Here is a 25,983-nt window from a genome sequence, read left to right on the forward strand (position 1 = left end):
AGCCTACCTGGCGGTACACGGCCACCCCCTGGTCAGGGGGTGCGCACCCCGGAGGCCGGGGCTAGCGTCGTCCGGGGGTACTGCAGCGCGCAACGGAGGACACCATGTCGGAGTCAGCGGTTCCGTCCACCACGACCAACGCCGGTGTCCCGGTGCCGAGCGACGAGCACTCGCTCACGGTGGGCCGGGACGGCCCGATCCTGCTCCACGACCACTATCTGATCGAGAAGATGGCGCAGTTCAACCGTGAACGGGTGCCCGAGCGGGTGGTGCACGCGAAGGGAGCCGGGGCGTACGGCTTCTTCGAGACCACCGAGGACGTCAGCCGGTACACCGGGGCGACGCTGTTCCAGCCGGGCAAGCGGACCGAGATGCTGGCCCGCTTCTCGACCGTGGCCGGCGAGCAGGGCAGCCCGGACACCTGGCGTGACCCGCGCGGCTTCGCGCTGAAGTTCTACACCGAGGACGGCAACTACGACCTGGTCGGCAACAACACGCCGGTCTTCTTCGTCCGCGACACCATCAAGTTCCAGGACTTCATCCGCTCGCAGAAGCGCCGCCCGGACAACGGCCTGCGCGACCACGACATGCAGTGGGACTTCTGGACGCTCTCGCCGGAGTCCGCGCACATGGTCACCTGGCTGATGGGCGACCGGGGCATTCCGAAGTCCTATCGGCACATGAACGGCTACGGCTCGCACACCTATATGTGGATCAACGCGAGCGGTGAGCGGTTCTGGGTCAAGTACCACTTCAAGACCGACCAGGGGATCGACTTCCTCACCCAGGAGGACGCCGACCGACTGGCCGGATCCGATCCGGACCTGCACCGGCAGGACCTCTGGGAGGCCGTCGAGGGCGGCGACCACCCGTCCTGGACGCTGTACGTCCAGGTCATGCCCTTCGACGGGGCGCCCGGCTACCGGTTCAACCCCTTCGACCTGACCAAGGTGTGGCCGCACGGCGACTTCCCGCTGATCAAGGTCGGCCGGATGACCCTGAACCGCAACCCCGAGGACTACTTCATCCACATCGAGCAGGCCGCCTTCGAACCGTCCGGCCTGGTGCCGGGGATCAGCGTCTCGCCGGACAAGATGCTGCTCGGCCGGATCTTCTCCTACCCCGACACCCACCGGTACCGGATCGGCCCCAACTACGCGCAGCTGCCGCCGAACCGGTCGCACGTGCCGGTCCACTCCTACGCCAAGGACGGGCCGATGCGGTTCGACCCGGCCCGGACCGCCGCGCCGTACGCGCCCAACTCCAAGGGCGGACCGGCGGCGGACGCGCGGCGCTACGACGACCCGGCCGCCGGGTGGCGGACCGCGGGCGAGATGGTGCGCGAGGCGTACTCCTTGCACGCCGAGGACGACGACTGGGGCCAGGCGGGGACGATGGTCCGCCAGGTGCTGGACGACGCGCAGCGGGACCGGCTGGTCTCCAACATCGTGGGCCATCTGAAGGCGGGGGTCAGTGATCCGGTGCTGGAACGCGCGGTGCGGTACTGGCGCAATGTCGACAAAGCGCTTGGTGACCGAGTCGCCTCGGGGGTGGGCAGGCCCTGAGTCCGTCGGGTGCGGGGCCGGGCCGGGCGGGGCGCGCCCCACGGGGTGAGCCCCGCTGTCCCCGTGCCGCCGGGTGTCCGGTCCGGTGCCCAGCCCTCCTGGGGTTCGGCGCTCTCCCGGTGCTCAGCTCTCCCGGCGCTCGTCGCGGCGGGTCCAGTCCCCGGACGCGATGAGCGCCGGGCGGGCGCGCAGGCGGGCGGCGACGGCCGGGCCGGCCAGGTAGACCCAGGCGTCCTCGGTGGCCCCGGCCGCCGTCCGGACGGCCAGCCGCCTGCGGACGTACTCGCCGGTGCCGTCGGCCCGGCAGTCCTCCAGCCGGTCGAGTGCGAGGAGCGCGGCGGCGTACGCGCCGGGGCGCACGGTGATCAGCTCGCCGATCACCCGCCGGCCGGGCGTCCCGTCCGGCGCCGCGTACGGGAAGCCCGGGCCGTCGTGCAGCGCGGCGCCGTCGAGCACGGCGGTCCGGACGTCCGCGCAGCGCCCGGCCAGGTGCACGGCGTGGTTGCGCCCGCCGGTGCGGAGCGTGCCGTAGACGAAGAACGGGAGGGCGGCGCACCGGTCGGCGGACTGGTCGGCGGGCGGTGTGTCGGGCACGTGGCCTCCTGGTACGCGGTCCTCCCGGCTGGGGGAGCGCCCACCGTAGCGCCTGCGCCGCGCGCCCCCGGGGGCGGCCGCGACCGTCTGCTGATACCCACTGGCGCACGGGTGCGCTGATGCGCTGTCATGGCGGGTGACCGCCAGCACCGTCCTAGGGGGACACCCATGACAGCTCCCGTTTCGCGTACGCCCGGCAAGGCCTCGGTCGGCGCCCCGGCCGACGCCCTCCCGGGCCCGGCCGGTCTGGGCGGCGCGGTCTGGCTGGCGCTCGCCGTGGTGTACGTGGTGTGGGGTTCGACCTATCTGGCGATCCGGATCGCCCTGGAGACGATGCCCTCCTTCCTCTCCGCCGGGGCGCGGTTCGTCGTCGCCGGGCTGCTGCTGGCCGGCTTCGTCCTGTTCCGGCAGGGGAGGGCGGGACTCCGGGTGGACCGCCGGCGGCTCGGCTCCTCCGCGCTGGTCGGCCTGCTGCTGCTGACCGGCGGGAACGGGCTGGTGGTGCTCGGCGAGAACTCCGTTCCGTCCGGGCTGGCCGCGCTGCTGGTGGCCGCCGTCCCGCTCTGGATGGTGCTGCTCACCGCGGCGGGCGGTGACCGGCCCAGGCCGGTCGAACTGGCCGGGGTGCTGCTCGGGCTGGTCGGTCTGGCGGTGCTCTCCGCGCCCGCGATCGGCGGGGACATCGCCCCGGGCGGTGTGCTGGTGATCCTCTGCGCCACGCTGACCTGGGCGGCCGGCTCGTTCGCCGCCAAGCGGATACCGATGCCGGGCAACGTCCTCGCGGGGAGCGCGTACCAGATGATCGTCGGCGGGTCGGGCAGTCTGCTGATCGGACTGGCGCGTGGAGAGCAGCACGGGCTGGACCTCGGCGCCGTCTCCACCCGGTCCTGGCTGGCGCTCGGCTATCTGGTGGTGGTCGGCTCGTTGGTCGGCTTCACCGCCTACGCGTGGCTGCTGCAGTCCGCGCCGCTCACGCTGGTCGCCACCTACGCGTACGTGAACCCGGTGGTGGCGGTGCTGCTCGGCTCACTGGTGCTGGCCGAACCGCTGACCGGCCCCACCCTGGCGGGTGGGGCGATCGTGGTCATCGGTGTCTGCCTGGTGGTCAGCGTCAGCCGGCTGTCGGGGCGGGCGCCCCGGACGCCTTCGCGTAGGTGAGGACGACGGCGCCGTTGGGGAAGGCCCGGGTGCCGGCCGGGGCGAAGGTGCGCGGCGAGAAGTCGGCGCGGAAGAGCGGAACGCCGGAGCCGACCGCGACCGGGTACAGCTTGACGATCAGCTCGTCGATCTCGGGCAGGAGTTGGCCGGCGAGGTCGCCGCCACCGCAGAGGTAGATGCCCAGGCCCTCCTCCCGCTTCAGCCGGCGGACCAGGTCGAGCGGGTCCGCCGCGGTGACCTCGACGGCCGGGTCCGGGCTGGTCGTGAGCGAGCGGGAGACGACGATCTGCCGCAGGTGGGCGTAGGGGCTGGTGAGACCGGCGGCCAGGCCCGGCTCGTAGCTGCCGCGGCCCATGAGCACGGTGTCGAAGCGCGTGGTGGACGCGTCCGCCAGGCCGAGTGCCGCGCGGGCGGGGGTCGGTAGGGTGTCGCCGAACTCGCTGACCATGAAGGCCACGAAGTCGTCGGTGAGGAAGGGGTCGAAGAAGCCGTAGGCACCGTCGGGGGCGGCGATGAAGCCGTCGAGGGTGGCGCCGACGTAGTAAGTGAGCTTGCGCATGCACGTCCTTGGAACTCGGCCGAAGGCCCGGTGCCCTCAACCACTCCGGCTATAGTACTCAGTCTGTAGTGGTTGTCCAGGACTTCCTGAAGGAGGATCAGAGCCGTGGTCCAGAACCCCGCTCGTCGTACCGCCCTTGTCGACGCCGCCATCGACGTCCTCGCGCGCGAGGGTGCCCGCGGGCTCACCTTCCGCGCGGTCGACGCCCAGGCGGGCGTTCCCGCCGGCACCGCGTCCAACTACTTCGCCAACCGCGACGCGTTGCTCCACCAGACCGCCCGCCACATCCACCACCGGCTCACCCCGGATCCGGCCGTCATCGCCGGCCTGCTGCGTGCCCCCCGCGACCGCGATCTGGTCGAGGCCCTGATGCACGACCTGCTGGGGCGGATCACCACCGAGCGCTCCGGGTACCTGGCCCTGCTCGAACTGCGCCTGGAGGCCACCCGCCGGCCGGACCTGCGTGGCGAGCTCACCGGCACGATCCGCGAGCAGCTGGAGGCGAACATCGCCTATCACCTGGGGGAGGGGCTCCCCGGCGACCGGGAGACGGTCGTCGTCCTCTACCTCGCGATGACCGGGCTGCTGGTCGAACACCTCACCCTCCCCGAGGTGCTGGGCACGGACGGCCTGGCCGCGCTGGTCGGGACGCTGGTCGAGCGGATCGTGCCCGGCGCGTAGCGGGCCCGGCCGGTGCGCTGCGCCCGGTCGGTGCTCGGTCCGCGGTCGGTGCTCGGTCCGCGGTTGGCGCTCCGTTCGCGATCGCTGTCCGTGTATCCGATCGACGCCGGCCCGGCTGGCGCCGATCGGCAGTCGCGGTAGCGCCCGCTCGGTCTCCTGCCGGTGCTCGGATGCCTGCCAGTGATCGGAGACCTGCCAGCGTTCGGTCTCCTGCCAGTGCTCGGCCGACCGGCGGGTGCCCGCTCAGTCGGCTTCGCCGGTCCAGGTGGCGAGCAGTGCGCTGAGGGCGACACCCGGGCCCAGGCCGAAGACCAGGCCGCGCGCACCGGCGGCCGGGGGCGTCCGGTGGGTCCGGGCCAGGACGGAGAAGACCGTCGCCCCGCCCAGATTGCCCTCCTCGGCCAGCACCGCCCGGGAGTGCCGGAGGAAGGCGTCGTCCACGCCGAGCAGGGTGCCGAGCCGGTCGAGGATCGCCGGTCCGCCCGGGTGCAGCACCCCGAAGTCGAGCTCCCGGCCGTCGTGCCGGTCCAGCCAGGCGAGCAGGGCCGGTCCCAGGTCGGTGACCGAGCGGAGCGAGGACCGGGTGGAGGCGAAGTGGTCGCCGCGCTCGTCGGTCAGTTTGCGGTACCGGTCGACGGTCTGCGGGATGGTGTACTCGAAGCTGTGGTCGAGGCGCAGCCCGGGCGTGCGCCGGTCGCCGGTGACGACGGCCGCGCCGACCATGTCCCCCCAGAGCCCCTTGTAGATCTGGTCCTCGATCGAGGTCTGGGTGTCCTGGTAGAGCGAGGAGAGGGACTCGCCGGCGACCACCAGCACGACACCTCCGGGGTTCGCGGCCAGGTGCTCCTGGGCCGCGATCAGGACATGCGCGCCGCCCGCGCAGGCCAGCTGCGTCATCGGCCGGCGCCTGATGTCCGGGCGGAGTCCGAGTCGCTGCTGGAGGAGGATGTCCAGCCCCGGCATCGCGTCGCCGGTCGCACTGCTGACGACGACGCAGTCGACGTCCTCGGCGTTCACGCCCGCGTTCGCCATCGCCTCGGTGGCGGCGCGCTCCGCGGCGTCCAGCAGGTCGGTCATGGTCGTGGTCTTCCGCTCGGCGGCCGTGCGGTCGGGTGAGGTGACCACCTCGTACGGCTGGAAGTACCGGCGGGTGCCGGGCAGGTTGCTCAGGGCCATCCGCACGGTCTCGGCCTGCCGGGGCGAGTAGCCGGGGTTGCGGGCGAGGATGTCGTCGCGGATCCGCTCGGCCCGGACGACGTGGGGGCCCGCGACCAGGGCCGGTCGGCCGACGTACGCGGTGGTCGGGCTAGGCATGGCGAGGTGTCCTCGGAGCGGTCCGTGCCGCGTCCGGGCGGGCGCGGCAGCCGGCACCCGTGCGGCGGTCGCACGGAGTGCGTCGGCGCGCCGTGACGCACCGTGACACTCGCGGGAGCCCCCACCCGGATACTGACGTACACACGCTACCCGCCCCTTGCGGTAGTTCCACCAATTGGTGGGCCTGATGGGGAGGTGAGGGGCAGCCGGATCCGACGGTCCAGGTCGGCGCAGGGCGCCGCTCTGGTTACGCAGAGTCGCGACCGGATGGGCGAGACGTGGTCACTCCGGTGGGTCGACGACGGCCGCCCTGCGTGTCCCGGCGAGCGTGCCCCCGTTGGCGTCCGGCTGGTCCGGCGGCCCCGCCCGCGGCTGTCCGGCGGCGAATTCTCGGCGCTTTCCTTTGTCGCGGCAGGATTCGGCGTCCGGTACATCCGGGCGGAATCCGGAGTTCCTGAACGTGCGGTCGGTCCAGACCGTTCCCGGCCAGAGCGAAACTATTCGGTCATTGTCCCGGAGTGCTGCATGAGTTCGGCGGCGCCGGGACATCCCTAGTATCTGTTCGGTGGAATTGAGGTGAAGCACCAGGTAACGCGAATCTGCAACCGGTCGTCGCACGAAGTTTCCATGGCCTCCTCGCACGGGCTGTCCCAGCCGTGACCGGACGGGCCGACCGCACCGACAATCCTCTTGGAGTCCGGAGAATGGACAATCAGGGCACCCTCGCAATCGACGCCGATCAGGCCACTCGGTTCTTCGAGCTCGGCTATCTGGTTCTCCCCGCATTCCTGCCGGCCGACCTGGTCGAACGGCTGGAGCCCGAGGTGGACCGCTGGGTGGACAGTGGCCTTCGGGATCGCTCGATCGCGGCCTGCCTCGACCCGGAGTCATTCGGGACCCCCACCGTCCTGGAGATAGAACTGGCCGCCCACGGTGAACTCGTCGGCCACCCTCCGCTGCTCTCGATAATCTCCCGGCTGCTCGGCCCCGAATTCGTCTTCCATCACATGCACAGCAATCGGCAGGCACCCGGGTCGGCCGGCAAGGAATGGCATCACGACTACGAGCAGGGGCCGCAGGCGGACCGTTCGAAAATCATGGTCCACGCCCTGCACTATCTCGGCGGACTGGACCGGACGGTGGGGCCGCTCGTCGTTCTTCCCGGTTCGCACCGGGAACTCCTGGGAAAACGCGCCAGAGTGCATCTCGGCACCGCCGAACTCCCCGGTGAGGTGGTGATCGACGAACTTCCCCCCGGTTCCACCGTGCTGCTCCATTCGGCGCTCTTCCACGCCCGCCGGCCGTCCCCGGTCGGTCGGCGCGGAAAGCGGTACATGGTGGACAGCTCGTACTGCCAGTGCGGCGCCAGCTGGCCGCCGGTCAAGCCGTACTGGCGGCATCTGCTCGCGAGGGGGCGCGCGCTCGGGCTGGACGGCGGGCAGTGGCCCGAGCTGTTCGCCGAACGGCACTTCGCGGAGTGGGTGAAGCCGGACTGACCGACGCGCACCCCCGCTCCCGGCACCCGGTCCCCGCCCCTGCGCGGCACCCCCGGCGCCCCTTGCCCGACACCCCTTGCCCCGACAACGAAGGATCCGCTGCCGATGCGCATTCTCGACCGGCTCGATTTCGACACCGTGCTCCGGCTCTACCGCCGTGACCACCCGGTGGACCGGGAGCACGAGGACAACTCCAACAGCGACGGCGACGCGCATCTGCTCACCGCCGAGGGGATGTTCGGCAGCTGGGGGAGGGTTCTGCTCGATCGCAGGGAGGTGCTGGACACCGTGCTGCCCTGGCACCTCGGCGAGGGCGGCGAGTTGGAGCTCGTGTCCACCGCCGGGATGACCGTCGCCGAGGCGGCGGCCCGGCTGCGCCGGATCGGCGACGGCTACCCCCGGCTGAATCCCTCCTGCGGCCGCAAGCTGAGCCGTCAGGCCGGGGCGCCGTTCACCCCGGTCTTCCTGAGCACCTCGGCCATCGACAGCACCGACTACCAGGGGCTTCGGCGACCGGACGGCCTCACCCACCTCGACGGACTGCACCGCATGATCGCCTGGGAGCTGTACGGCCGGCTCGTCCCGGGCGTCGAGATCGAGGCGTACGTCGCGGGCCTGCCGGCCGGGGCCGATGCCGTCCCGAAGCCCGGCCCGGTCGGGTACGGCGCCCGGGCGGGGGGCTGACGTCCGGACCGAGGGCCCTGTCCGGCCGGTCCTGTCGGGCGGGACCGACCGGACGGGACCTAGCCACGGCCGACGTAGGGCATGGCGCTCGGCATCACCGTGACCGACGCGATGTTCACCCCGAGCGGCAGCCCCGCCATCGTCACCACGGTCTCGGCGACATGGCGGACGTCCATGGTCGGTTCGACCCGGAGGCTGCCGTCGGCCTGGCGGGCGGCGGGCTGCTCCCGGTCGGCGGGCGTCACGTTGCCGATGTCGATCTGCCCGCAGGAGATGTCGTACCGACGGCCGTCCAGGGAGAGGGACTTGGTCAGGCCGGCCACCGCGTGCTTCGCGGCGGTGAACGCGATCGAGTCGGGGCGGGGGACGTGGGCCGAGGGCGCGCCGTTGTTGATGATCCGTCCGCCGCGGGGTGACTGCTCCTTCATCATCCGGTAGGCGGCCTGGGCGCAGAGGAAGCTGCCGGTGGCGATGGATCCGAGTACCCGGCCCCAGTCCTCGGCGGCGACGTCCTCGGTCGGGATGTAGGGCATGGTGTCGGCCGCGTTGTTGAACAGGAGGTCGAGCCGGCCGAAGCGCAGTGCGATCCCGGAGAACAGCTCGCGCACGGCCGCCGGATCGGTGATGTCCGCGGGCATGGGTACCAGACGGTCCGTGAGGGAGGGGCCGGCCAGCCGGGCGGTCTCCTCCAGGGCGTCCTTGCGCCGGCCGACCAGGACGACGGACCAGCCGTCCGCCGCCAGCGCCAGCGCGCAGGCCCGTCCGACGTTGCTGCCCGCTCCCGTCACCACGGAGATCTTCGCGACCACTGATGCAACTCCCTCAAGATTACGAGGACATGACGAGAGATCAGTTTTCGGGTGGACGGTGAGGGCCGTCAAGGGCGCCCATTCGGCCGGACGCCGGCACCGCGCCACCGCGCGGGCGTCACCGCGCACCACCACCGCGCAGGCACCACCACCGCGCACCACCACCGCGCAGGCACCACCGGGCCCGGCCCCGTCGGGCCCGTCCACCCGATCCGATCCACTGGAACAGGAAGAGCGGATGACCACTCGACAGACCTTCCAAGCCGTACCCGACCCCGGCACACCGGTGGGGCCCCGGACCGACACCAGCCGAGCACTGTTCGCCAGGGCCGGTAAGTCCCTGGCCGGCGGAGTCAGTTCGTCCTCCCGGATCACCTCCACCGGCCCGCACCCGTACCCGCTGTACATCGAGCGCGGCGCCGGTGCGCACATCTGGGACGCCGACGGCAACGAGTACGTGGACTTCCTGATCTCCTACGGCAGCGCGGTTCTCGGCCACGCCGACCCCGGCCTCGCCCGCGCGCTGGGCGACGTCCTGCTGACCGGGACGATGTTCGGCACCTGCAACCTGCCGGAGATCGAACTGGCCGAGCAGATCCAGCGGATGGTGCCCTGCGCCGACCTGGTGCGGTACGCCAACTCGGGATCGGAGGCGATCCAGGGGGCGGTCCGGGCGGCCCGCGGCTTCACCGGCCGGTCCAGAATCCTCAAGTTCGAGGGGCACTACCACGGTTGGGTCGACACGCTGGCGATCTCCAACCGGCTCACCGCCGACGAGGTCGGCCCCTACGAGGCGCCGGCGGCGCTGCCGCACTCCCCGGGCATCCCGGCGGGCGTGGTGGACGACGTGCTGGTCTGCCCGTGGAACGACCCGGCGGCGCTGCGCACCGTGCTGGACGCGCACCAGCGCGAGATCGCGGCGGTGATCTGCGAGCCCATCGTCGCCAACAACGCCTGCACCATGCCCGCCCCGGGCTTCCTGGAGGCGCTGCGGGAGGAGTGCACCGAGCGGGGCCTCGTCCTGATCTTCGACGAGGTGTGCACGGGATTCCGTACCGGCCCGGGCGGTGCGCAGGCCCTGTTCGGAGTCGTCCCCGACCTGGCGGTCTACTCCAAGGCGCTCGGCGGCGGGCTGCCCATCGCGGCCTTCGCCGGCCGGGCCGACATCATGGGGGAGGTGGCCGCGAACCGGGTGAAGCACGGCGGCACGTACAACGGCTCCCCGCTCTGCGCCACCGCGGCGCTGGTGACGCTGCAGCGGCTCGCGGACCCGGCGGTCACCGACCGGATCGACGCGGCCGGCCGGCGGATCATGACCGCTGTGCGCCGGGCCGCCCACGACCACCGGGTCCCGTGCGCGGTGCAGGGCGTCGGTGCGATGTTCCAGGTGGTGTTCTCCGCCGACGGCGCGCCGACCAGGCAGTACCGGGACACCCTCACGCTGGACCAGCGGCGCTACGACGCCTTCCGGCACGCCCTGGTGGAGCGCGGCATCCACGTCAACGCGTACGGGCTGGCGTGCTGGTTCGTGTCTGCGGCGGTGACCGAGGACGACATCGACGCGACCTGTGCGGCGATCGACGAGGCGTTCGCGACGATCCGCTGAGGCCGGCGCCGCCGCTCCCCGCGCCGCCGCTCCCCGCGCCGCCGCTCCCCGCACGGCCGCCGGGGAGCGGCGGGCGTCCGGACGGGCCACGAGCCCGCCGTCGCGGCTCAGCCCGCGTTCGCGAGCGCCGCCTGGCCGAGCCGCTCCGCCAGTGCGCCGAAGGCGGCGCCCAGCTCCTCGTCCGCGACCCCGGAGGCATAGGCCTGGAAGGCGAGCGCCGCCTGGGCCTGGACGGCCGGTGTGGCGTAGCCGGGGTCGATCGGGTACGGCTCTCCGGGCGGCCAGGGGAGGGGCCAGTGCCGGGGCCACGGGATGCGCCCGCCCGGCGGGGTCGGGCACCAGTCGTCCCCGACCTCGGTGAGGACGATGCCCGGGTCCCCGCCGGACAGGCGGGCGATGATGGCCGCGTTGGCCACCGCGCCGACCGTCCCGGCGACGGCGAGCCGCAGCTCGGCCGCGCCGGGCGGGAGCGGTTGCGGGTTGAGGCCGGCCGGACCGCTGCCGTGGCCGGCGAGGTGGAGGTGGCGGGTGGCTCCGAGGACGGGCAGGTGCGGGCGGATGCCGTCCAGGGCTTCGGGGTGGAGCCGGCCCAGCAGCTGGAGCAGGGTGGCGGCCTGGCTGACGAGGGTCATCGGGGGCCCCTTCTCTGGGGTGGCGGGAGTCGCTGCCGGTAGCCGATCGTATGCGGATCGGTGCGACGGGCGGCCGCCGACACACCCTCAGTGCGCGGCGGCGAGCAACTCCCTGGTGTAGTCGGTGTGCGGGGCGGTGAACAGCCGGTCGCGGTCCGCGGCCTCGACCAGCCGGCCGCCGTGCATCACCGCGACCCGGTCGCAGAAGTGCCGCACCACGGCGAGGTCGTGCGAGACGAACAGGAAGGCGACGCCCAGGCGTTCGCGCAGCTCCATCAGCAGGTTGAGCACCTGGGCCTGGACCGAGACGTCCAGGGCGGAGACCGGTTCGTCGGCGATGATCAGCCGGGGTTCGGGGGCGAGGGCCCGGGCGATGCCGATCCGCTGGCGCTGACCGCCGGAGAACTCGTGCGGGTAGCGGTCCAGGTGCGCGGCCGGCAGGCCGACCTGCTCCAGCAACTCGGCGGACCGCGCGCGCCGTTCGGCGGGGCCGAGCGAGGTGTGCAGGCGCAGCGGGGTGTCGAGGGTCTGCGCGACGGTGCGGCGCGGGTTGAGCGAGGCGTACGGGTCCTGGAAGACCAGCTGGATCTCGCGGCTGAGCCGGCGGCGCAGGGCCCGGTCGGGGGCGGTGACGTCGACGCCGTCGTAGCGCACCCGGCCGCCGCTCACGGGTTGCAGGCCCGCCAGCACCCGGGAGGTGGTGGACTTGCCGGAGCCGGACTCGCCGACCAGGCCCAGCGTCTCGCCGGGGGCGATCCGCAGGCTCACGCCCTCCACCGCGCGGACGGGCTCGGCGCGTCGGCCGGTGAGGAGCCGCCGCCCGGGGAAGCGGACGGCGAGGTCCTCGACCTCGACGAGCCAGCGGTCGGGGGCGGCGGTCACCCGCTCCGCGAAGGTGAAGGACGGCGACGGGTCCTCGACGGTCGCCAGCGGCGTGCCGGGCACGGTGTCCCGGGTGAGTGCCGCCCCCACCAGGGCCCGGGTGTAGGGCTGTTGCGGCGCGGCCAGCAGCTCGGCGGTCGGCGCGGACTCCACCGGCCGGCCGTCGCGCAGCACCAGGGTCCGGTCGGTCGTCCCCGCGACCACGCCGAGGTCGTGGCTGACCAGCAGCACCGCGGTGCCGTGCTCGCGCTGCAACTCGCCGAGCAGGTCCAGGACCTGCCGCTGGACGCGGGCGTCCAGGGCGGTGGTCGGCTCGTCGGCGATCAGGACGTCGGGGTCGTTCATCAGCGCCATGGCGATCATCACCCGCTGGCGCATGCCGCCCGAGAACAGGTGCGGGTAGTCCCGGATCCGGGCGGCCGGGATGCCGACCCGGTCCAGCATGGCGGCGGCGCGCCGGCGGGCCTCGGCGCGACCGGCGCCGGGGTGGTGCAGCCGGTACATCTCGGCCAACTGCGCACCCACGCCGTGGAACGGGCTGAGCGAGGTGAGCGCGTCCTGGAAGACCAGGGCGATCCGCCCGCCGCGCACCTCGCGCAGCACGGACTCGTCCGCGCCGACCAGCTCCCGGCCGTTGAGCCGGATCGAGCCGGTGACGGTGGTGGTGCGCGGGTCGTGCAGGCCCAGCACGGCCAGCCCGGTCGCGGACTTGCCGGACCCGGACTCGCCGACCAGGCCGAGGACTTCGCCCCGGGCGAGGTCGAAGGAGAGACCGCGGACGGCCTGCACGGGTGCGCCGCCGCGCGGGTCGGCGAAGGCGACGGACAGGTCGCGGACGCTCAGCACCGCTTCGGTGGAGGGGGTCATCGGAACTCCAGGGGGTCAGCTGAGGCGGATGCGCGGATCGAGCCAGGCCACCGCGAGGTCGGCCAGGGCGACGAACAGCACCACGAAGCAGGCGGCGAGCAGCACGGCGCCGACCACGGCCGGCAGGTCCTGTCCGGCGACCGCCTCGGCGGCGAAGGTGCCGACGCCGTTCAGCCCGAACACCGTCTCGGTGATCACCGCGCCGCCGAGCAGCGCGCCGGCCTCCAGGCCGAGCAGCTGCACCAGCGGTCCGGCGGCGCCGCGCGAGGTGTACTTGAGGTGGGTGCGCAGCCGGCCGAGGCCCTTGCCGCGTGCGGTGCGCACGTACTCCTCGTTCATCGTCTCCAGCAGCTGGGAGCGCGAGAGCCGGGCGAACACGGCGGAGTTGACGAAGCCGAGGACGAGCCAGGGCAGCAGCATCCCGCCCGCCCAGGCGGCCGGGTCCTCGGCCGGCGGGGTGTAGGAGGGCAGCGGCAGCAGACCGGTCGAGTAGACCAGCGCCCACTGGGCGACGTATCCGAGGAAGTAGATCTGCACGCTGGCGCCGACCAGGGTGAAGCCGGAGAGCAGCCGGTCCGTCCTGGTCCCGTGGCGCAGGGCGGAGACGAAGCCGGTGCCGAGGCCGAGCAGGAGCAGCACGGCGAGCGCGCCGGCGGTGAGCGAGAAGGTCACCGGCAGGTGGTCGACCAGCGCCTCGGTGACGGGCTGGTGCAGCCGGTAGGAGTAGCCGAGGCAGGGTGCGTCGCAGTGGATGACCGAGCCGTCGACGTCGTTGATGTCCCGCCCGGCCACCACCCCGGCGAGGTAGTCGGTGTACTGGGTGAGCAGCGGCTGGTCCAGGCCCATGCTCTGGCGGACGGACGCGACCTGGCCGGAGTCGCAGCGCGGGCCGCAGGCCGCGCGGGCCGGGTCGGCGGGGGCGGCGTAGAAGAGGGCGAAGGCGGCGGCGGAGACCGCGACCAGGACGGCGAGGGCCTGGAGGGTCCGCCGCAGGGCGAAGGAGAGCATGGCCGGTCCGGGGTCGAGGAGGGGGCGGGCGGAGGGGACGGGAGGGGAGCCGGTGGCCCGGCCCGCGGCACGGGCCGGGCCACCGGGAAGGCCCGGACGTCCGGAGTTCCGGACGTCCGGAGTTCCGGACGTCCGGCGCCGGGGCGTCAGGACTTGAGGTACAGCCAGGCCGGGCTGACCGAGCCGTAGATCGGGTGGACGAACGCCCCGCCGACGTTGCTGCCGCGCAGCTGGTTCATGGTCGGGTAGGCGAAGGGCAGCACCGGCACGTCCTTCATCACGGTCTGCTCCAGCGCGTACAGCTCCTTGGCCTTGGCGCGCGGCTCGCCGATCTGGTTGATCCGGTCGATCTCCTTGTCCACCTCGGCGTTGCGGTAGCGGGCGGAGTTGAGGTCGCTGCCGGCGCGGCCGTCGAAGGAGAACGGGACCAGCGTGGACGGGGTCGGCCAGTCGACCGAGCTGGTCTCCTCGAACAGGTCGTACGGGGAGTCGGCGCGGTGTGCCTCGTCCAGCAGGGCCTTGGGGTCGACCGGCTTCGGCACGATGGTGATCCCGGCCTTGGCGAAGCCCTCGACCAGCACCTGGGCGACCCGCTGCCCGTTCGGCGTGTTGGCGTACGCGTAGGTCAGCGGGGCCGGTGGCTGCTTGGCCTTGGCGAGCGCCTGCTTGGCGGCCTCCGGGTCGCCCTCCGGCCTGGCCGGGTACAGGTCGTACTTCTGCCAGTCGACCAGTGCGGGGGAGCTGAGCGTGGTGGCCAGCTCGCCGACCCGGGTGCCGCCCTGGACCTGGCGCGCCTGCTGGCGCGGGTAGGCGAGGTGCAGCGCCTTGCGGACCTCGACGTCCGGCACCCGCTCGTTGTTGATCACGAGCTGGGTGACGAAGGCGCCCTGCCGGCCCGAGACCACCAGTTCCTTGGCCTTGGGGTCGGTGTCGACGGTCTGGTAGAGCTCGGGGGAGAGCTGGGTGGCCACCGTGGTCGCGTCGGCGCCGCCGTCGCGACCGGAGAGGATCTCCTGGTTGATGTTGAGCGCCTCCTTGCCGAAGGCGAAGACGAACTTCTCCGGGTACTGGTTGCGGATCGGGTCGGTCGCCGCCTTCCAGTGCGGGTTGCGCTCCAGCACCAGCCGGGTGTTCTGGACGTGCTCGACGATCCGGTACGGACCGCTGGAGAACGGCAGGCGGTCGTAGTCCGTGCCGGTGTCCTTGTCCTCGCGCACCGGCGAGGAGGAGGACTGCGCGGCCATGTACGGCACGTCGGCCTGCGGCTGCGGGAAGTGCAGGACGAGGGTGCGGTCGTCCGGGGTCTCGATCGCGGCGAGGTCGCCGTCCTGCGGGCCGCCGTACTTCTTGCGGGCGTCGTCGTAGCTGGCCTCGCCGGTGAGCCACTGCGGCCAGTACGGCGGGCCGACCTCGTAGCCCTTGCCGAAGGAGCGCTCGATGCCGTACTTGACCTGCTGGGAGGTGATCGGCTGGCCGTCCTCCCAGCTCACGCCCTCCTTCAGCTTGTACGTCCAGGTGCGGCCGCCGTCGGCGGAGGTCCCGGTGTCGGTGGCGAGGTCGCCGACCAGCTTGGCCTTGCCGTCCACCACCTGGTACTGGGTCAGCTGGCGGCCCCAGAGCAGCGAGGTGTTGTAGGCGGCTCCCGCGTAGACCTTCTGCGGGTCGAGGTGGCGGAAGTCGGTGGTGTTGTAGATGTTCACGGTGCCGCCCGGGCGGGCGCCGGGGACGGCGGGGGCCGGTCCGGCGCTCTCCTGCTCGGTGCCGAGCGCGGCGGTCAGCGGCGAGGATTCCTTGGCGGCGGCGCCGGCACCGCCGGTGCCGGAGGTGGAGCCCGCGCCGGCCGAGCAGGAGGTCGCCAGCACCGCGGTGGCGATGACGGCGAGGGACGGTTTGATCCAGCGCATGGCGAATCTCTCCTTGCCCCGGGTGACGGGGCGGCTAGGTGAAAGGGAGGAGGGGGAAGCGGTTCTCGAAGGAGGGCCGTCCCTCGGCGGGAGGGTCCTCCCGGCCGGGGGCGCGAACCGGCGGGCGGCCGCGCCCAGGAGTACGGCCGCGCTCAGGTGGCGGCGTCGCCCGGGTGGCGTCTCAGCGGACGGCGCGCGGGTCGAGCGCGTCCCGGACGGCGTCGCCGAGCAGGTTGAAGGCGAGCACGAAGAGCAGCAGCGCCACGCCGGGGAAGAACATGTAGGTCGGGTCGGCCTGGAAGACCTCGGAGCCCCGGGCGATCATCCGCCCCCAGTCCGGGACCGGCTCGTTGATCCCGACGCCGAGGAAGGACAGCACCGCCTCGGAGGCGACGAAGGCCGGCACCGCCATCGTCGTGTGCACCAGGAGCTGCGCCCGGACATTCGGCAGGAGTTCACGGAACACGATATGGAATCCGCTCGCGCCCAGGGCCCGCGCGGACTGCACGAAATCCCTTTCCCGAAGTGACCGGACGGAGGCCCGCAGGGAAAGCGCGAGCGGAATCCAGCCGAACGCGGAGAACACCAGGATCAGGACCAGGAACTGCATCCACTCCGGTTCCGCGGTGCCGGGATCGACCAGCCGGGACTGGATGACGGGGCTGAGCGCGAGCAGCAGGAGCAGCGTCGGAAAGGCCAGCAGGACATGGGAGAGGAAGCCGAAGAGCCGGTCGGTGACCCCGCCCAGGTAGCCGACCGCGACGCCGACCAGCACCCCGAGCGTGGTGGTGACGGCGGCCGCGGCGAAGGCGATCAGCAGCGAGGTGCGGATGCCGTACAGCAGCTGGGTGAGCACGTCGCGGCCGAGTCCGGGCTCCAGGCCGAACCAGAAGTCGCCCGAGATCCCGCCGTTCGGCGCCATCGGCAGCCCGCCGTCGCTGAGCAGGCCGGGCAGGTTCTGGCCGTAGTGCTCGACCGGGTTCCTGCCGTACAGGGCGGCGATCAGCGGAGCGGCGAGCGCGAGCAGCAGGAAGAGCAGGACGACCACGAGGGCGGCGGCGCCGACCCGGTCGCGGCAGATCCGGCGGAGCAGGCCCCGCGGGGCGGGCGCGGGGGCGGGCGTCCCGTCCGCGGGCGCCTCGGCGTCGGCCCCGGGGGGCTCCGTGACTGTCTCGACCGCTGGCATGAGAGGCGTACTCCCCGAATTCTCCGCCGCCCCGTGGGTGAGGGTGCGCTGGTGTGCATTTCCGGACCGGCCTGCGGGGGTTTCCCGGCGGCCTGACGAACGCCATCAGATCGGACATCGGCGGACTTCCGCAAATCATTCCCGGCGGAGTTCGAGTGCAATGTTTCGCGGAATGTGACGGCTTCATTCCGCTGCAATACTGCCGTTGCAGGAGATCGGGCATACCCGGATAAAAGCTCCAGCCCGTCCCGCATTCTGAGATCTCCGCCACACCCGACGGCGCGTTGGTTACGATCCCGGTGAGCCGCGACTGGCGCGCACGGATGGAATCGACCATCGGGAAGCGGCTCCGTGCACCCGCACGCCATGTTGCCGAGCGCCTGGGCCGTCCGTACTCGTCCGTCCGTCACGAGGAGACCGCCTTGGCCACGCCCGCCACCCCCATCACCCCCACCGGCCCCGCCGCCGCCCCGTACGGGGCCGCCCCGCACACCGCCGCGAGCAGCAGCGCCAACACCGCCTTCCGCAGCGCCCTCGACGTCGTCCGCGAGGTGGAACCCCGGATCGCCGTCGCCATCGGCCAGGAGATCGAGGACCAGCGCGCCTCGCTCAAGCTCATCGCCAGCGAGAACTACGCCTCCCCGGCCGTCCTGCTCGCGATGGGCAACTGGCTCAGCGACAAGTACGCCGAGGGCACCGTGGGCCGCCGCTTCTACGCCGGCTGCCGCAACGTCGACACCGTCGAGACGATCGCCGCCGAGCACGCCCGCGCGCTCTTCGGCGCCGACCACGCCTACGTCCAGCCGCACTCCGGCATCGACGCCAACCTGACCGCCTTCTGGGCCGTTCTCTCCCAGCGCGTCGAGAGCCCCGCCCTGCAGCGCGCCGAGGTCCGCAACGTCAACGACCTCACCGAGCAGGACTGGGCCGAGCTGCGCCGCGAGCTCGGGAACCAGCGGATGCTCGGCATGTCCCTCGACACCGGCGGTCACCTCACCCACGGCTTCCGGCCGAACATCTCCGGCAAGATGTTCGAGCAGCGCAGCTACGGCACCGACCCGGTCACCGGACTGATCGACTACGACGCGCTGCGCGCCACCGCCCGCGAGTTCCGCCCGCTGATCCTGGTGGCCGGCTACTCCGCGTACCCGCGGCTGGTCAACTTCCGCCTGATGCGCGAGATCGCGGACGAGGTCGGCGCGACCCTGATGGTCGACATGGCGCACTTCGCCGGCCTGGTCGCGGGCAAGGTCCTCACCGGCGACCACGACCCGGTCCCGCACGCCCACATCGTCACCACCACCACCCACAAGTCGCTGCGCGGCCCGCGCGGTGGCATGGTGCTCTGCACCGCGGAGCTGGCCGAACACGTCGACCGGGGCTGCCCGCTGGTGCTCGGCGGCCCGCTCTCGCACGTGATGGCCGCCAAGGCGGTCGCCTTCGCCGAGGCCCGTCGCCCCGAGTTCCAGACGTACGCCCGGCGCGTGGTGGACAACGCGCAGGCCCTCGCCGAGGGCCTGCTGCGCCGCGGCGGCACGCTGGTCACCGGCGGCACCGACAACCACCTGGTGCTCGCGGACGTCTCCGGCTACGGCCTGACCGGCCGTCAGGCCGAGGCTGCGCTGCTGGACTCCGGCATCGTCACCAACCGCAACTCCGTCCCGCGGGACCCGAACGGCGCCTGGTACACCTCCGGTGTCCGGCTCGGCACCCCCGCGCTGACCACCCGGGGCCTGGGCGCCGGCGAGATGGACGAGATCGCCGCCCTGATCGACACCGTCCTGCGCGGGACGACCCCCGTCGCCACCTCGGCCGGCGCCCCCTCCAAGGCCCAGTACGTCCTGGACGACTCCCTCCGCGAGGGCGTCGCCAAGCGCGCCGCCGACCTGCTCGCGGGCTTCCCCCTCTACCCGGGCGTCGACCTGGTCTGACGCCCGCGCGACCGACCCCCGCGCGACCGACCCCCGCGCGACCGACCCCCGAGGGGCCCGGCACCGCCGGGCCCCTCGGTCACCGCTGGCCGCCTCGCCGCCGCGCGCCGGTCCTGCCCCGTCGCCGGCTCAGTACTGCAGCGACTTGTGCTGCAGGAACTCCTCCAGGCCGTGCCGGCCCAGCTCACGGCCGAGGCCCGAGTTCTTGTAGCCGCCGAACGGCGCGAGCGGGTTGAAGCGGCCGCCGTTGAGGTCGACCTGGCCGGTGTCGAGGCGGCGGGCGAAGGCGGCGGCGGTGGCCGTGTCCGCCGCCCAGACGCCGCCGGCCAGGCCGTACTCGGTGCCGTTGGCCAGTTCGGCGGCGTGCTCCTCGTCGCGGTAGGCCAGGACGGCCAGGACCGGGCCGAAGACCTCCTCCTGGGCCACCGTCATGTCGTTGGTGACGTCGGCGAGTACGGTCGGCAGCACGTAGAAGCCGGTGTCCAGGCCCGCCGGGGCGTCCGCGCCGCCGACGACCAGACGGGCGCCCTCGGCGAGCGCGCCGGTGATGTAGCCGCGCACCCGCTCGCGCTGCCGGGCACTGACCACCGGACCGATCCGGGTCCGCGGATCGGCCGGGTCGCCGGGCACGTACTTGGCGGCCGCCTTCGCGGCCAGCGCCAGCGCCTCCTCGTACTGGTCCTGGTGCACCAGCAGCCTGGTCCAGGCACTGCACGTCTGGCCGGAGTTGGCGAAGACATTGGCGATGTTGACGTTGACCGCGCGGGTCAGGTCGGCGCCGGGCAGCACCACGTTGGCCGACTTGCCGCCCAGCTCCAGTGCCACCCGCTTGATGCCCCGCCCGGCGGTCTCGGCGACGGTCCGGCCGACGGCGGTGGAGCCGGTGAACGAGACCACGTCCACCTCCGGGTGCCCGACCAGCGCCGTACCGGCGGCCGCACCGGTGCCGGTCACCAGGTTGAACACGCCGGCGGGGAAGCCCGACTCGTCGACCAGCCGCGCGAACAGCCGGGCGACCAGCGGGGCGTCCTCGGCGGGCTTGAGGACCACCGGGCAGCCGGCGGCCAGGGCCGGCACCACCTTGGCCACGATCTGGTGCAGCGGGTAGTTCCACGGCGTGATCGCCGCGACCACCCCGGCCGGCTCGGCGAGCACCACCGAGTTGCCGATCCGCTCCTCGAAGGGGTACTCGGCGAGCAGGGCGAGGTACGAACCGGCGACGGCGACCGGCAGGCCCGCGTGCACGGCGGTCGCGAAGCCGATGGGCGCGCCCAACTCGGCGACCACGGTGGCGGCTATCTCCTCCTGGCACCCGGCCAGGCCGTCCCGCAGCCGGGTGAGCGGCGCCAGCCGCTCCTCGCGGGAGGTGGCGGCCCAACCGCGGGCAGCCCGGCGGGCGGCGGCCACGGCGGCGGCCACGTCGGCCGTGCCGCCGGCGGGGACGGTGGCGAGCACCTGCTCGGTCGCCGGGTTCAGCACCGGAATCGACCCGGCGTCCAGGGAGGGCCGCCATTCGCCGTCGATGTACTGGTCGCCGTACTGGGTGCCGTGCTCAGCGTCCTGCTGCACCGGGTGGTCCTCTCGTCTGATCGTCCGTTAAACGAGCGTCGCTAGTCAAAGGGCCAGTCAAGGGCGCCCGGGCGGCCCGGCGCAAGAGCCTGATCACCGCGCCCCGCACACACGCCGGTCCACGCCCCGCGCCGTGCCGGTCCGCGCCCCGCGCCGTGCCCGTCCAGGCCCCGCGCCGTACCCGTTCACGCCGCCCGCCGTACCCGTCCGGGCACGCGCCGCGGCCGGGTCACCGGGCGACCACGCGGCGCGAGCCGCGCGGTCGCCGCCGCCGGCCGACTCGCCCGGACCGCCGGCCGCCCGCCCTGCCGCACCGCGCCGACCGCCGCCGGCGGGGCCGCCGACCGCCGTCGGGGCCGTCGGGAAGATCGTTCCGGCGGACGGTGGCAAACCGGGCGCCCGAACGGCAGTATGGGACGAACCGGTGCTCCCCGTTCCGCTGTCCCCCCGCATGCCCAGATTCACGCATTGGCCGAAAAGGTTCGTGCGACATCTCCTCAACTCCGGACAGTGGGCGGTAGATTGCGGCGCACTCCGGCGCGCGGTACTACCGTGGGCAGCGGGTTCGAGCGGCGTCCGCCCACGCCGGTCCGCAGGCTGCTCCGGAACGCCGGGCGGTGACCTCCGTCGCCGGCTCGCGCGTCCCGTACCACGCGTGTCCGTGCCAGAGATCGTTCCCAGTGGTCGTCCGCATCGTCCGCATCGTGTAAGGAGCAACCTCGTGACCGACGCCGCGTTGAGCGCCGAGCAGAGCCGGCCCGTCGAACCGGCCCTGCTCGATGACGTACCCGGCTGGTTCTGGGACCACGACCGTCATCTCTTCGAGTGGTTCCTCGGCCGCCAGGAGAAGGCCGGCGTCACCGGTGACCTGCTGGAGATGGGCGCCTACCTGGGGCGCAGCGCGATCGTGATCGGCGGCCACCTGCAGCCCTCCGAGACCTTCACGGTCTGCGACCTGTTCGACTCGGACGCCCCGGACGACGAGAACGCCGCCGAGATGTCGATGTCCTACCGGAAGTCGCTGACCCGGACGGCGTTCGAGTCCAACTACCTCTCCTTCCACGACAAGCTGCCGGAGATCATCCAGGCGCCCACCTCGGTGCTCGACGGCGGCCGCATCCCGGCCGGCTCGTTCCGCTTCGTCCACATCGACGCCTCGCACCTGTACGAGCACGTGGTGGGCGACCTCCGGGTGGCCCGGGCGGCGCTGCAGCCGCAGGGCGTGGTGGCCCTGGACGACTACCGCTCCGCCCACACGCCCGGCGTGGCCGCCGCCACCTGGGAGGCGGTGTTCAACCACGGCCTCACCCCGATCGTGCTGACCGAGGGCAAGTTCTACGGCACCTGGGGCGATCCCGAGCCCGCCCAGCGCGACCTGCTGGACCGGGTCGGACTGGCCGAGGGCTGCGAGCTCTCCGCCGAGACCCTCAACGGGCGGCGGGTGCTGCGGATCAACGGCAGCTCCGAGGGCATCGCCCCGTTCCGGCCCTCGCGCCACCGCGACCGGCTGGTCGTCGAGGCCGCCCGGCGGGAGGCCGACCAGGCGAGGGCGGAGGCGCTGCGCGCGCAGCAGGAGGCCGACGTCGACCTCGCCGTCCGCCGCGCCCGGGCCGCCGAGCGCCGCCGCCCCGCCAACGTGGCCAAGCGCGTCGCGGGAGACCTCCTCCCGCCGGTGGTGACCTCCGCCATCCGCCGCGCCCGCCGCGGCTGAGAGGCCGCGGGGGCGAAGGCGTACGCGTGAGCGGAAGGGCGGCCGCGGAAACGCAGCAGGGGGCGCACCGACGGATCGGTGCGCCCCCTGGGTCCGCGTGAGGTGGCCCCGGCTCAGACCCGTGCCTGTTCCCCGCCCTGCCGGGGGACGGCGGCCTGCCCGTCCTGGGCGGTCCCGGCGGCCTCGGCCAGCTCGCGCTTGACGGCGTCCAGTGAGGGGTTGGCCCAGGCGCTGGCCACGCCCCAGCGGTAGAAGGCGAGCCCGATCGCGGCGACGATCAGCAGGTCCCAGCCCTCGGGGAGGTAGCCCCGGCCGCCGAAGTCGGCGCTGCCGGCCCAGGAGACGGCGGCCATCACGAACAGGTAGGCGATCATCCAGGCGCCGGCCTTGAGGTGCGGCTTGAGCTCGGCCCACGGCTTGCGCAGCTCGTACCAGGCCCAGATCGGCAGGCCGGCGGCCATCAGCAGGATGACCTTGCCGGTCAGCGGCCAGCGGGCCCAGTAGAGCACCAGCGAGCCGAAGACCATCGCCACCGGGGCGATCACCGGCATGGCGCGCAGCCGGACCGGTCGCGGCAGCTCGGGCGCGAGGCGGCGCAGCGCCATCACCGCGACCGGGCCGGTGACGTACGAGATCACGGTGGCGACCGAGACGATCTCGGCGAGCGAGCCCCAGCCGCGGAAGACGGCCAGGAAGAGGAAGGCGATCAGCAGGTTGAGCAGCAGGGCCGGCCGCGGGATGCCGGTCTTGGGGTCCACCCGGCCGAAGATCTTGGGCAGGTGGCCGTTGTCCTGCACGCCGTGGATCATGCGCGAGGTGGTGGCGGCGTAGATCATGCCGGTGCCGCTGGGGGAGACGAAGGCGTCCGCGTACAGCAGCAGGGCGAGCCAGTTGAGGCCCCAGGCGATCGACAGGTCGGCCAGCGGGGAGGTGTAGCCGAGCCCGCTCCAGCCGTTGCTCAGGTCCGCCGTCGGGACGGCGCCCAGGAAGGCCACCTGCAGCGCGACGTAGATCACCAGGGCGATCAGGATCGAGCCGATCACGGCCTTGGGCAGCGACTTGCCGGGGTCGCGGGCCTCGCCGGCCAGGTTCAGCGGGGACTGGAACCCGTTGAACGCCCAGACGATGCCGGAGACGGCGACCGCCGTGAACACCGCGCTCCAGCCGTTCGGCGCGAAGCCGCCGTGGTCCGTGAAGTGGGCGGTGTCGAAGTGCGCCAGCAGCAGGGCGCCGGCCGTCAGCGTCGGTACGACCACCTTGAACACGGTGATCGCGGTGTTGGTCTTGGCGAACAGCGTGATCGCGAACCAGTTCAGCGCGAAGTAGCCCACCAGCAGCACGCTCGCCACGGCGACCCCGCTGACCGAGAGCTCCTGCCCGTCGAACAGCCCTCGTGCCCAGCCGAAGTGCCAGGAGCTCATGTACTGGACGGAGGCGGTGGCCTCGCCCGGGATCACCGAGACGATGGCGATCCAGTTGGCCCAGGCCGCCAGGTACCCGGCGAGCGAGCCGTGCGAGTACTGCCCGTACCGCACCATCCCGCCGGCCTTGGGGAACATCGAGCCGAGCTCGCTGTAGGTCAGCGCGATGGTGAGCGCGACCGCGGCCCCGATCACCCAGGCGACGATCGAGGCCGGCCCGGCGAGGCGCGCGGCGCGCTCGGCGCCGAAGAGCCAGCCGGATCCGATGATCGAGCCCAGCCCGACGGCTGTGAGGCTGATGGTGCCGAGCGAACGGCGGTAGTGCTGATGGGAAGCCGTCGTCGACTCGGGCGCGCTCAAGGTATCGGTCCTCTGTCTCCTGGGGTTCCGGACAAACGCACAGCAGACTATGGTGCGAAATAGGACGAAAACCTCAGATAAAGCTCAGATCATCCGATTGTTGCCATCTCGTGTCCGATCATCGGACACGCACGAACCCACCGTCGCCCGGTCGGCCGGCCACTTTCCCCGCCGCGCCCGCCTGCCCGCCTCGCTCCGCGCTCCCGATACGGTTCGGGGCGGAGCTGCGGTTCGGGGCAAAAAGAAATTCCCCGCAGGATCTCTTTCGAGATTCCCACGGGGAATTGTTCTGTGTCCGAGGGGGGACTTGAACCCCCACGCCCGATAAAGGGCACTAGCACCTCAAGCTAGCGCGTCTGCCATTCCGCCACCCGGACGGGGTGTGTGCTTCGGGGGCTTTTTGCTCGCCCCCTTGGCGACAGAGAGAACATTACCAGGGTTCTGGAGTGCTTCTCACCTGCGTTTCCCCGGTCGGGACCACCGGGGTGGCGGGGACGGGTCGCAGGGGTGAGCGAAGCGGTGGTTCCGGGGCGGGAAACGGTCGGACTGGGAGCGGCGTGCGGTCGGAACCGGGCTGGAGTGGTCCGACACGGGCAAGTTGTCGACGGTGCGACCGTGCCACTGGCGGCTCTCCTAGCCTCTGTGGACCGAGGGCGCCATGAGCGGAACGCCTGATTCCCGGGGTCGCGGACGAAGGGCGGCTGGACGTGGAGCAGATCAGCGAGGCGGCGGAGGCCGAGCCGAGACGTGTGGAGAACGTTCCCGGCTGCCCGGGAGTCGCACCGATGGGAGTCACACCGACGGGGGGCGCGCCGGTGCCGGGAACCGTCCCGGTCGCCGGAGTAGCACAGTTGCCGGGAATCGCCCCGGCGGCCGGAGTCGCACAGCTGCCGGCACTCCGGGCCACACGGGCGCCCACCGGCCCGGTCGAAGGGGTGTGGCGCTTCCCGGTGCCGGCGGTGGAGGCCTCGGTGCCGCGGACCAGGCACGCGGTGCGGGACCGGCTGCTGGCGCAGGGGATGGCGGGGGTGCGCTACCAGGAGCTGGTGGACGACCTGCTGCTGATCGTCTCGGAGCTGGTGAGCAACGCCGTGACGCACGCCGCCGAGCTGTCTCCGGAGGTGACCACCGAGCTCACGGTCGGCTCGGGCTGGGTACGGGTGTCGGTCGAGGACGGCGATCCGTACCGGCCGAAGGCCCTGGAGAGCGACGCCGGACGAACCGGCGGGCGGGGGCTGCTGCTGGTGAAGAGCGTCACCCTCCAGGCCGGCGGGGTCTGCGACGTGGAGCGGACGGGGGAGGGCGGCAAGGTGGTCTGGGCCTCGCTGCCCGTCCCCCCCGGGGACGTGCGGTAGCGGGCGGGCTACCAGTCCCGGCCGGCGATCTCGCGGATGCCGGGCAGCGCGGCCTCGAAGACGGTCCGGAACCAGACCGAGAACGGCCGGTCCTCCTGGAGCTCGCGCAGCTCCTGCGCGGACACGAAGGCGAAGTCGTCCACCTCGTCGGGGTTCGGCTCGACCGGGGCGGTGACCAGGCCGACGAACAGGTGGTTCCACTCCCGCTCGATCAGGCCGGAGGCCTCGTCCGGCAGGTCGTACCGGACGGTCCCGGCCTCGCAGAGGAGCGCCGGTGCGACGCCCAGCTCCTCGGCGGTGCGCCGGGCGGCCGCGACGAACGGCGGCTCGTCGGGGTACGGGTGGCCGCAGCAGGTGTTCGACCAGACGCCGGGGGAGTGGTACTTGCCCAGGGCGCGGCGCTGGAGCAGCAGCCGGCCCTGGCGGTCGAAGAGGAACACCGAGAAGGCCCGGTGCAGCCGGCCCGGCTGCTGGTGGGCCCAGAGCTTCTCGGCGGTGCCGGTGGTGACGCCCTCGTCGTCGACGAGCTCCAGCAGGATCTCGGCGCCCGCGGGCGCACCGGCCGCGGCTCCGGGGTCGGCCGACACGTCGGTCTCCACGTCGAGACCGGTGTCGATCTCCGAGGTGAAGTGCGTCGGGTTGGTCGGCGGACTCTGGGGCATGAGGCCTCTTTCGGGGGCAATGGGAGCAC

Annotated in this window: 21 protein-coding genes, 1 tRNA gene and 1 riboswitch; of the genes, 9 read left to right on the forward strand and 13 right to left on the reverse strand. The window is 72.8% G+C overall.

Annotated elements, in window-relative coordinates; translation table 11 throughout:
• Window positions 1-104: 104 nt before the first annotated feature.
• Window positions 105-1,565 carry a catalase gene (locus tag ACIQTO_RS30165; RefSeq protein WP_402394565.1) on the forward strand — a complete coding sequence of 487 codons (1,461 nt, stop codon included), beginning with the start codon at window positions 105-107 and terminating at the stop codon, window positions 1,563-1,565.
• Between the two features lie 123 nt (window positions 1,566-1,688).
• On the opposite strand, the gene ACIQTO_RS30170 is transcribed toward ACIQTO_RS30165, so the two are convergent.
• The gene (locus ACIQTO_RS30170) at window positions 1,689-2,159 is read right to left on the reverse strand and encodes a gamma-glutamylcyclotransferase family protein (RefSeq protein WP_402394567.1); all 471 of its coding nucleotides are present in this window, start codon (window positions 2,157-2,159) and stop codon (window positions 1,689-1,691) included.
• 168 nt (window positions 2,160-2,327) lie between these two features.
• Between ACIQTO_RS30170 and ACIQTO_RS30175 the strand changes: the two genes are divergently transcribed.
• Window positions 2,328-3,317 carry an EamA family transporter gene (locus ACIQTO_RS30175; protein WP_402394569.1) on the forward strand — a complete coding sequence of 330 codons (990 nt, stop codon included), beginning with the start codon at window positions 2,328-2,330 and terminating at the stop codon, window positions 3,315-3,317.
• Here ACIQTO_RS30175 and ACIQTO_RS30180 read toward each other — a convergent pair.
• Window positions 3,271-3,876: a dihydrofolate reductase family protein gene (locus ACIQTO_RS30180; RefSeq protein WP_402394571.1), complete on the reverse strand. Its 606-nt coding sequence runs from the start codon at window positions 3,874-3,876 to the stop codon at window positions 3,271-3,273. The genes ACIQTO_RS30175 and ACIQTO_RS30180 overlap by 47 nt on opposite strands.
• Before the next feature lie 105 nt (window positions 3,877-3,981).
• Here ACIQTO_RS30180 and ACIQTO_RS30185 point away from each other — a divergent pair, with 105 nt between their 5' ends.
• The gene (locus ACIQTO_RS30185) at window positions 3,982-4,557 is read left to right on the forward strand and encodes a TetR/AcrR family transcriptional regulator (protein ID WP_402394574.1); all 576 of its coding nucleotides are present in this window, start codon (window positions 3,982-3,984) and stop codon (window positions 4,555-4,557) included.
• Between the two features lie 243 nt (window positions 4,558-4,800).
• On the opposite strand, the gene ACIQTO_RS30190 is transcribed toward ACIQTO_RS30185, so the two are convergent.
• The gene (locus ACIQTO_RS30190) at window positions 4,801-5,871 is read right to left on the reverse strand and encodes a PhlD (protein WP_402394577.1); all 1,071 of its coding nucleotides are present in this window, start codon (window positions 5,869-5,871) and stop codon (window positions 4,801-4,803) included.
• Window positions 5,872-6,527: 656 nt separating this feature from the next.
• Between ACIQTO_RS30190 and ACIQTO_RS30195 the strand changes: the two genes are divergently transcribed.
• Both ACIQTO_RS30195 and ACIQTO_RS30200 read left to right on the forward strand, forming a co-directional pair.
• Complete coding sequence (locus ACIQTO_RS30195; RefSeq protein ID WP_402394579.1) at window positions 6,528-7,367, forward strand: phytanoyl-CoA dioxygenase family protein; 840 nt, start codon at window positions 6,528-6,530, stop codon at window positions 7,365-7,367.
• A gap of 105 nt (window positions 7,368-7,472) precedes the next feature.
• Entirely contained in the window at window positions 7,473-8,051 is a 579-nt protein-coding gene (locus tag ACIQTO_RS30200; RefSeq protein WP_402394581.1) for a DUF6309 family protein, read from the forward strand.
• A gap of 59 nt (window positions 8,052-8,110) precedes the next feature.
• Here the strand turns inward: ACIQTO_RS30200 and ACIQTO_RS30205 are convergent, their stop codons facing one another.
• Entirely contained in the window at window positions 8,111-8,860 is a 750-nt protein-coding gene (locus ACIQTO_RS30205; RefSeq protein WP_402394583.1) for an SDR family oxidoreductase, read from the reverse strand.
• Window positions 8,861-9,098: 238 nt separating this feature from the next.
• Here ACIQTO_RS30205 and ACIQTO_RS30210 point away from each other — a divergent pair, with 238 nt between their 5' ends.
• The gene (locus ACIQTO_RS30210; protein ID WP_402394586.1) at window positions 9,099-10,466 is read left to right on the forward strand and encodes an aspartate aminotransferase family protein; all 1,368 of its coding nucleotides are present in this window, start codon (window positions 9,099-9,101) and stop codon (window positions 10,464-10,466) included.
• Window positions 10,467-10,573: 107 nt separating this feature from the next.
• Here the strand turns inward: ACIQTO_RS30210 and ACIQTO_RS30215 are convergent, their stop codons facing one another.
• From ACIQTO_RS30215 to ACIQTO_RS30235, 5 genes are all read right to left on the reverse strand, one after another.
• Entirely contained in the window at window positions 10,574-11,098 is a 525-nt protein-coding gene (locus ACIQTO_RS30215; protein WP_402394588.1) for a hypothetical protein, read from the reverse strand.
• Between the two features lie 87 nt (window positions 11,099-11,185).
• Window positions 11,186-12,847: a dipeptide ABC transporter ATP-binding protein gene (locus ACIQTO_RS30220; protein ID WP_402394591.1), complete on the reverse strand. Its 1,662-nt coding sequence runs from the start codon at window positions 12,845-12,847 to the stop codon at window positions 11,186-11,188.
• A gap of 15 nt (window positions 12,848-12,862) precedes the next feature.
• A complete protein-coding gene (locus ACIQTO_RS30225) occupies window positions 12,863-13,855 on the reverse strand; it encodes an ABC transporter permease (RefSeq protein WP_402394594.1) in 993 nt (330 codons plus the stop codon).
• A gap of 146 nt (window positions 13,856-14,001) precedes the next feature.
• A complete protein-coding gene (locus ACIQTO_RS30230; RefSeq protein ID WP_402394597.1) occupies window positions 14,002-15,759 on the reverse strand; it encodes an ABC transporter substrate-binding protein in 1,758 nt (585 codons plus the stop codon).
• Window positions 15,760-15,940: 181 nt separating this feature from the next.
• Window positions 15,941-16,945, reverse strand: coding sequence for an ABC transporter permease (locus tag ACIQTO_RS30235; protein WP_402394600.1), 1,005 nt, complete (start codon window positions 16,943-16,945; stop codon window positions 15,941-15,943).
• Window positions 16,946-17,241: 296 nt separating this feature from the next.
• Window positions 17,242-17,338, forward strand: a riboswitch (ZMP/ZTP riboswitch).
• Between the two features lie 29 nt (window positions 17,339-17,367).
• Between ACIQTO_RS30235 and ACIQTO_RS30240 the strand changes: the two genes are divergently transcribed.
• Window positions 17,368-18,876, forward strand: a complete 1,509-nt coding sequence (locus ACIQTO_RS30240; RefSeq protein WP_402394603.1) for a glycine hydroxymethyltransferase — start codon at window positions 17,368-17,370, stop codon at window positions 18,874-18,876.
• A 129-nt stretch (window positions 18,877-19,005) separates the two neighbouring features.
• On the opposite strand, the gene ACIQTO_RS30245 is transcribed toward ACIQTO_RS30240, so the two are convergent.
• Complete coding sequence (locus ACIQTO_RS30245; RefSeq protein ID WP_402394605.1) at window positions 19,006-20,445, reverse strand: aldehyde dehydrogenase family protein; 1,440 nt, start codon at window positions 20,443-20,445, stop codon at window positions 19,006-19,008.
• Between the two features lie 721 nt (window positions 20,446-21,166).
• Between ACIQTO_RS30245 and ACIQTO_RS30250 the strand changes: the two genes are divergently transcribed.
• Window positions 21,167-22,156 carry a class I SAM-dependent methyltransferase gene (locus ACIQTO_RS30250; protein WP_402394607.1) on the forward strand — a complete coding sequence of 330 codons (990 nt, stop codon included), beginning with the start codon at window positions 21,167-21,169 and terminating at the stop codon, window positions 22,154-22,156.
• A gap of 113 nt (window positions 22,157-22,269) precedes the next feature.
• On the opposite strand, the gene ACIQTO_RS30255 is transcribed toward ACIQTO_RS30250, so the two are convergent.
• Complete coding sequence (locus tag ACIQTO_RS30255) at window positions 22,270-23,937, reverse strand: APC family permease (protein WP_402394610.1); 1,668 nt, start codon at window positions 23,935-23,937, stop codon at window positions 22,270-22,272.
• A 292-nt stretch (window positions 23,938-24,229) separates the two neighbouring features.
• Window positions 24,230-24,314 (reverse strand) — tRNA-Leu (locus ACIQTO_RS30260).
• A gap of 510 nt (window positions 24,315-24,824) precedes the next feature.
• On the opposite strand from ACIQTO_RS30260, the gene ACIQTO_RS30265 reads away from it, so the two are divergent.
• Window positions 24,825-25,292: an ATP-binding protein gene (locus tag ACIQTO_RS30265; RefSeq protein WP_402394766.1), complete on the forward strand. Its 468-nt coding sequence runs from the start codon at window positions 24,825-24,827 to the stop codon at window positions 25,290-25,292.
• An 8-nt stretch (window positions 25,293-25,300) separates the two neighbouring features.
• Here the strand turns inward: ACIQTO_RS30265 and idi are convergent, their stop codons facing one another.
• On the reverse strand, window positions 25,301-25,954 hold the full coding sequence (gene idi, locus ACIQTO_RS30270; protein WP_402394612.1) for an isopentenyl-diphosphate Delta-isomerase: 654 nt from the start codon (window positions 25,952-25,954) through the stop codon (window positions 25,301-25,303).
• Window positions 25,955-25,983: the final 29 nt, after the last annotated feature.

Source organism: Kitasatospora sp. NPDC091207, from assembly GCF_044768625.1.
Taxonomy (GTDB): Bacteria; Actinomycetota; Actinomycetes; order Streptomycetales; family Streptomycetaceae; genus Kitasatospora.

Bases quoted from the DNA above. Each gene is read 5' to 3' on its own strand.
- ACIQTO_RS30165 (WP_402394565.1), top strand. From the start codon at position 105: ATGTCGGAGTCAGCGGTTCCGTCCACCACGACCAACGCCGGTGTCCCG.
- ACIQTO_RS30175 (WP_402394569.1), top strand. From the start codon at position 2,328: ATGACAGCTCCCGTTTCGCGTACGCCCGGCAAGGCCTCGGTCGGCGCC.
- ACIQTO_RS30180 (WP_402394571.1), bottom strand. From the start codon at position 3,876: ATGCGCAAGCTCACTTACTACGTCGGCGCCACCCTCGACGGCTTCATC.
- ACIQTO_RS30190 (WP_402394577.1), bottom strand. From the start codon at position 5,871: ATGCCTAGCCCGACCACCGCGTACGTCGGCCGACCGGCCCTGGTCGCG.
- ACIQTO_RS30200 (WP_402394581.1), top strand. From the start codon at position 7,473: ATGCGCATTCTCGACCGGCTCGATTTCGACACCGTGCTCCGGCTCTAC.
- ACIQTO_RS30210 (WP_402394586.1), top strand. From the start codon at position 9,099: ATGACCACTCGACAGACCTTCCAAGCCGTACCCGACCCCGGCACACCG.
- ACIQTO_RS30215 (WP_402394588.1), bottom strand. From the start codon at position 11,098: ATGACCCTCGTCAGCCAGGCCGCCACCCTGCTCCAGCTGCTGGGCCGG.
- ACIQTO_RS30220 (WP_402394591.1), bottom strand. From the start codon at position 12,847: ATGACCCCCTCCACCGAAGCGGTGCTGAGCGTCCGCGACCTGTCCGTC.
- ACIQTO_RS30225 (WP_402394594.1), bottom strand. From the start codon at position 13,855: ATGCTCTCCTTCGCCCTGCGGCGGACCCTCCAGGCCCTCGCCGTCCTG.
- ACIQTO_RS30230 (WP_402394597.1), bottom strand. From the start codon at position 15,759: ATGCGCTGGATCAAACCGTCCCTCGCCGTCATCGCCACCGCGGTGCTG.
- ACIQTO_RS30235 (WP_402394600.1), bottom strand. From the start codon at position 16,945: ATGCCAGCGGTCGAGACAGTCACGGAGCCCCCCGGGGCCGACGCCGAG.
- idi (WP_402394612.1), bottom strand. From the start codon at position 25,954: ATGCCCCAGAGTCCGCCGACCAACCCGACGCACTTCACCTCGGAGATC.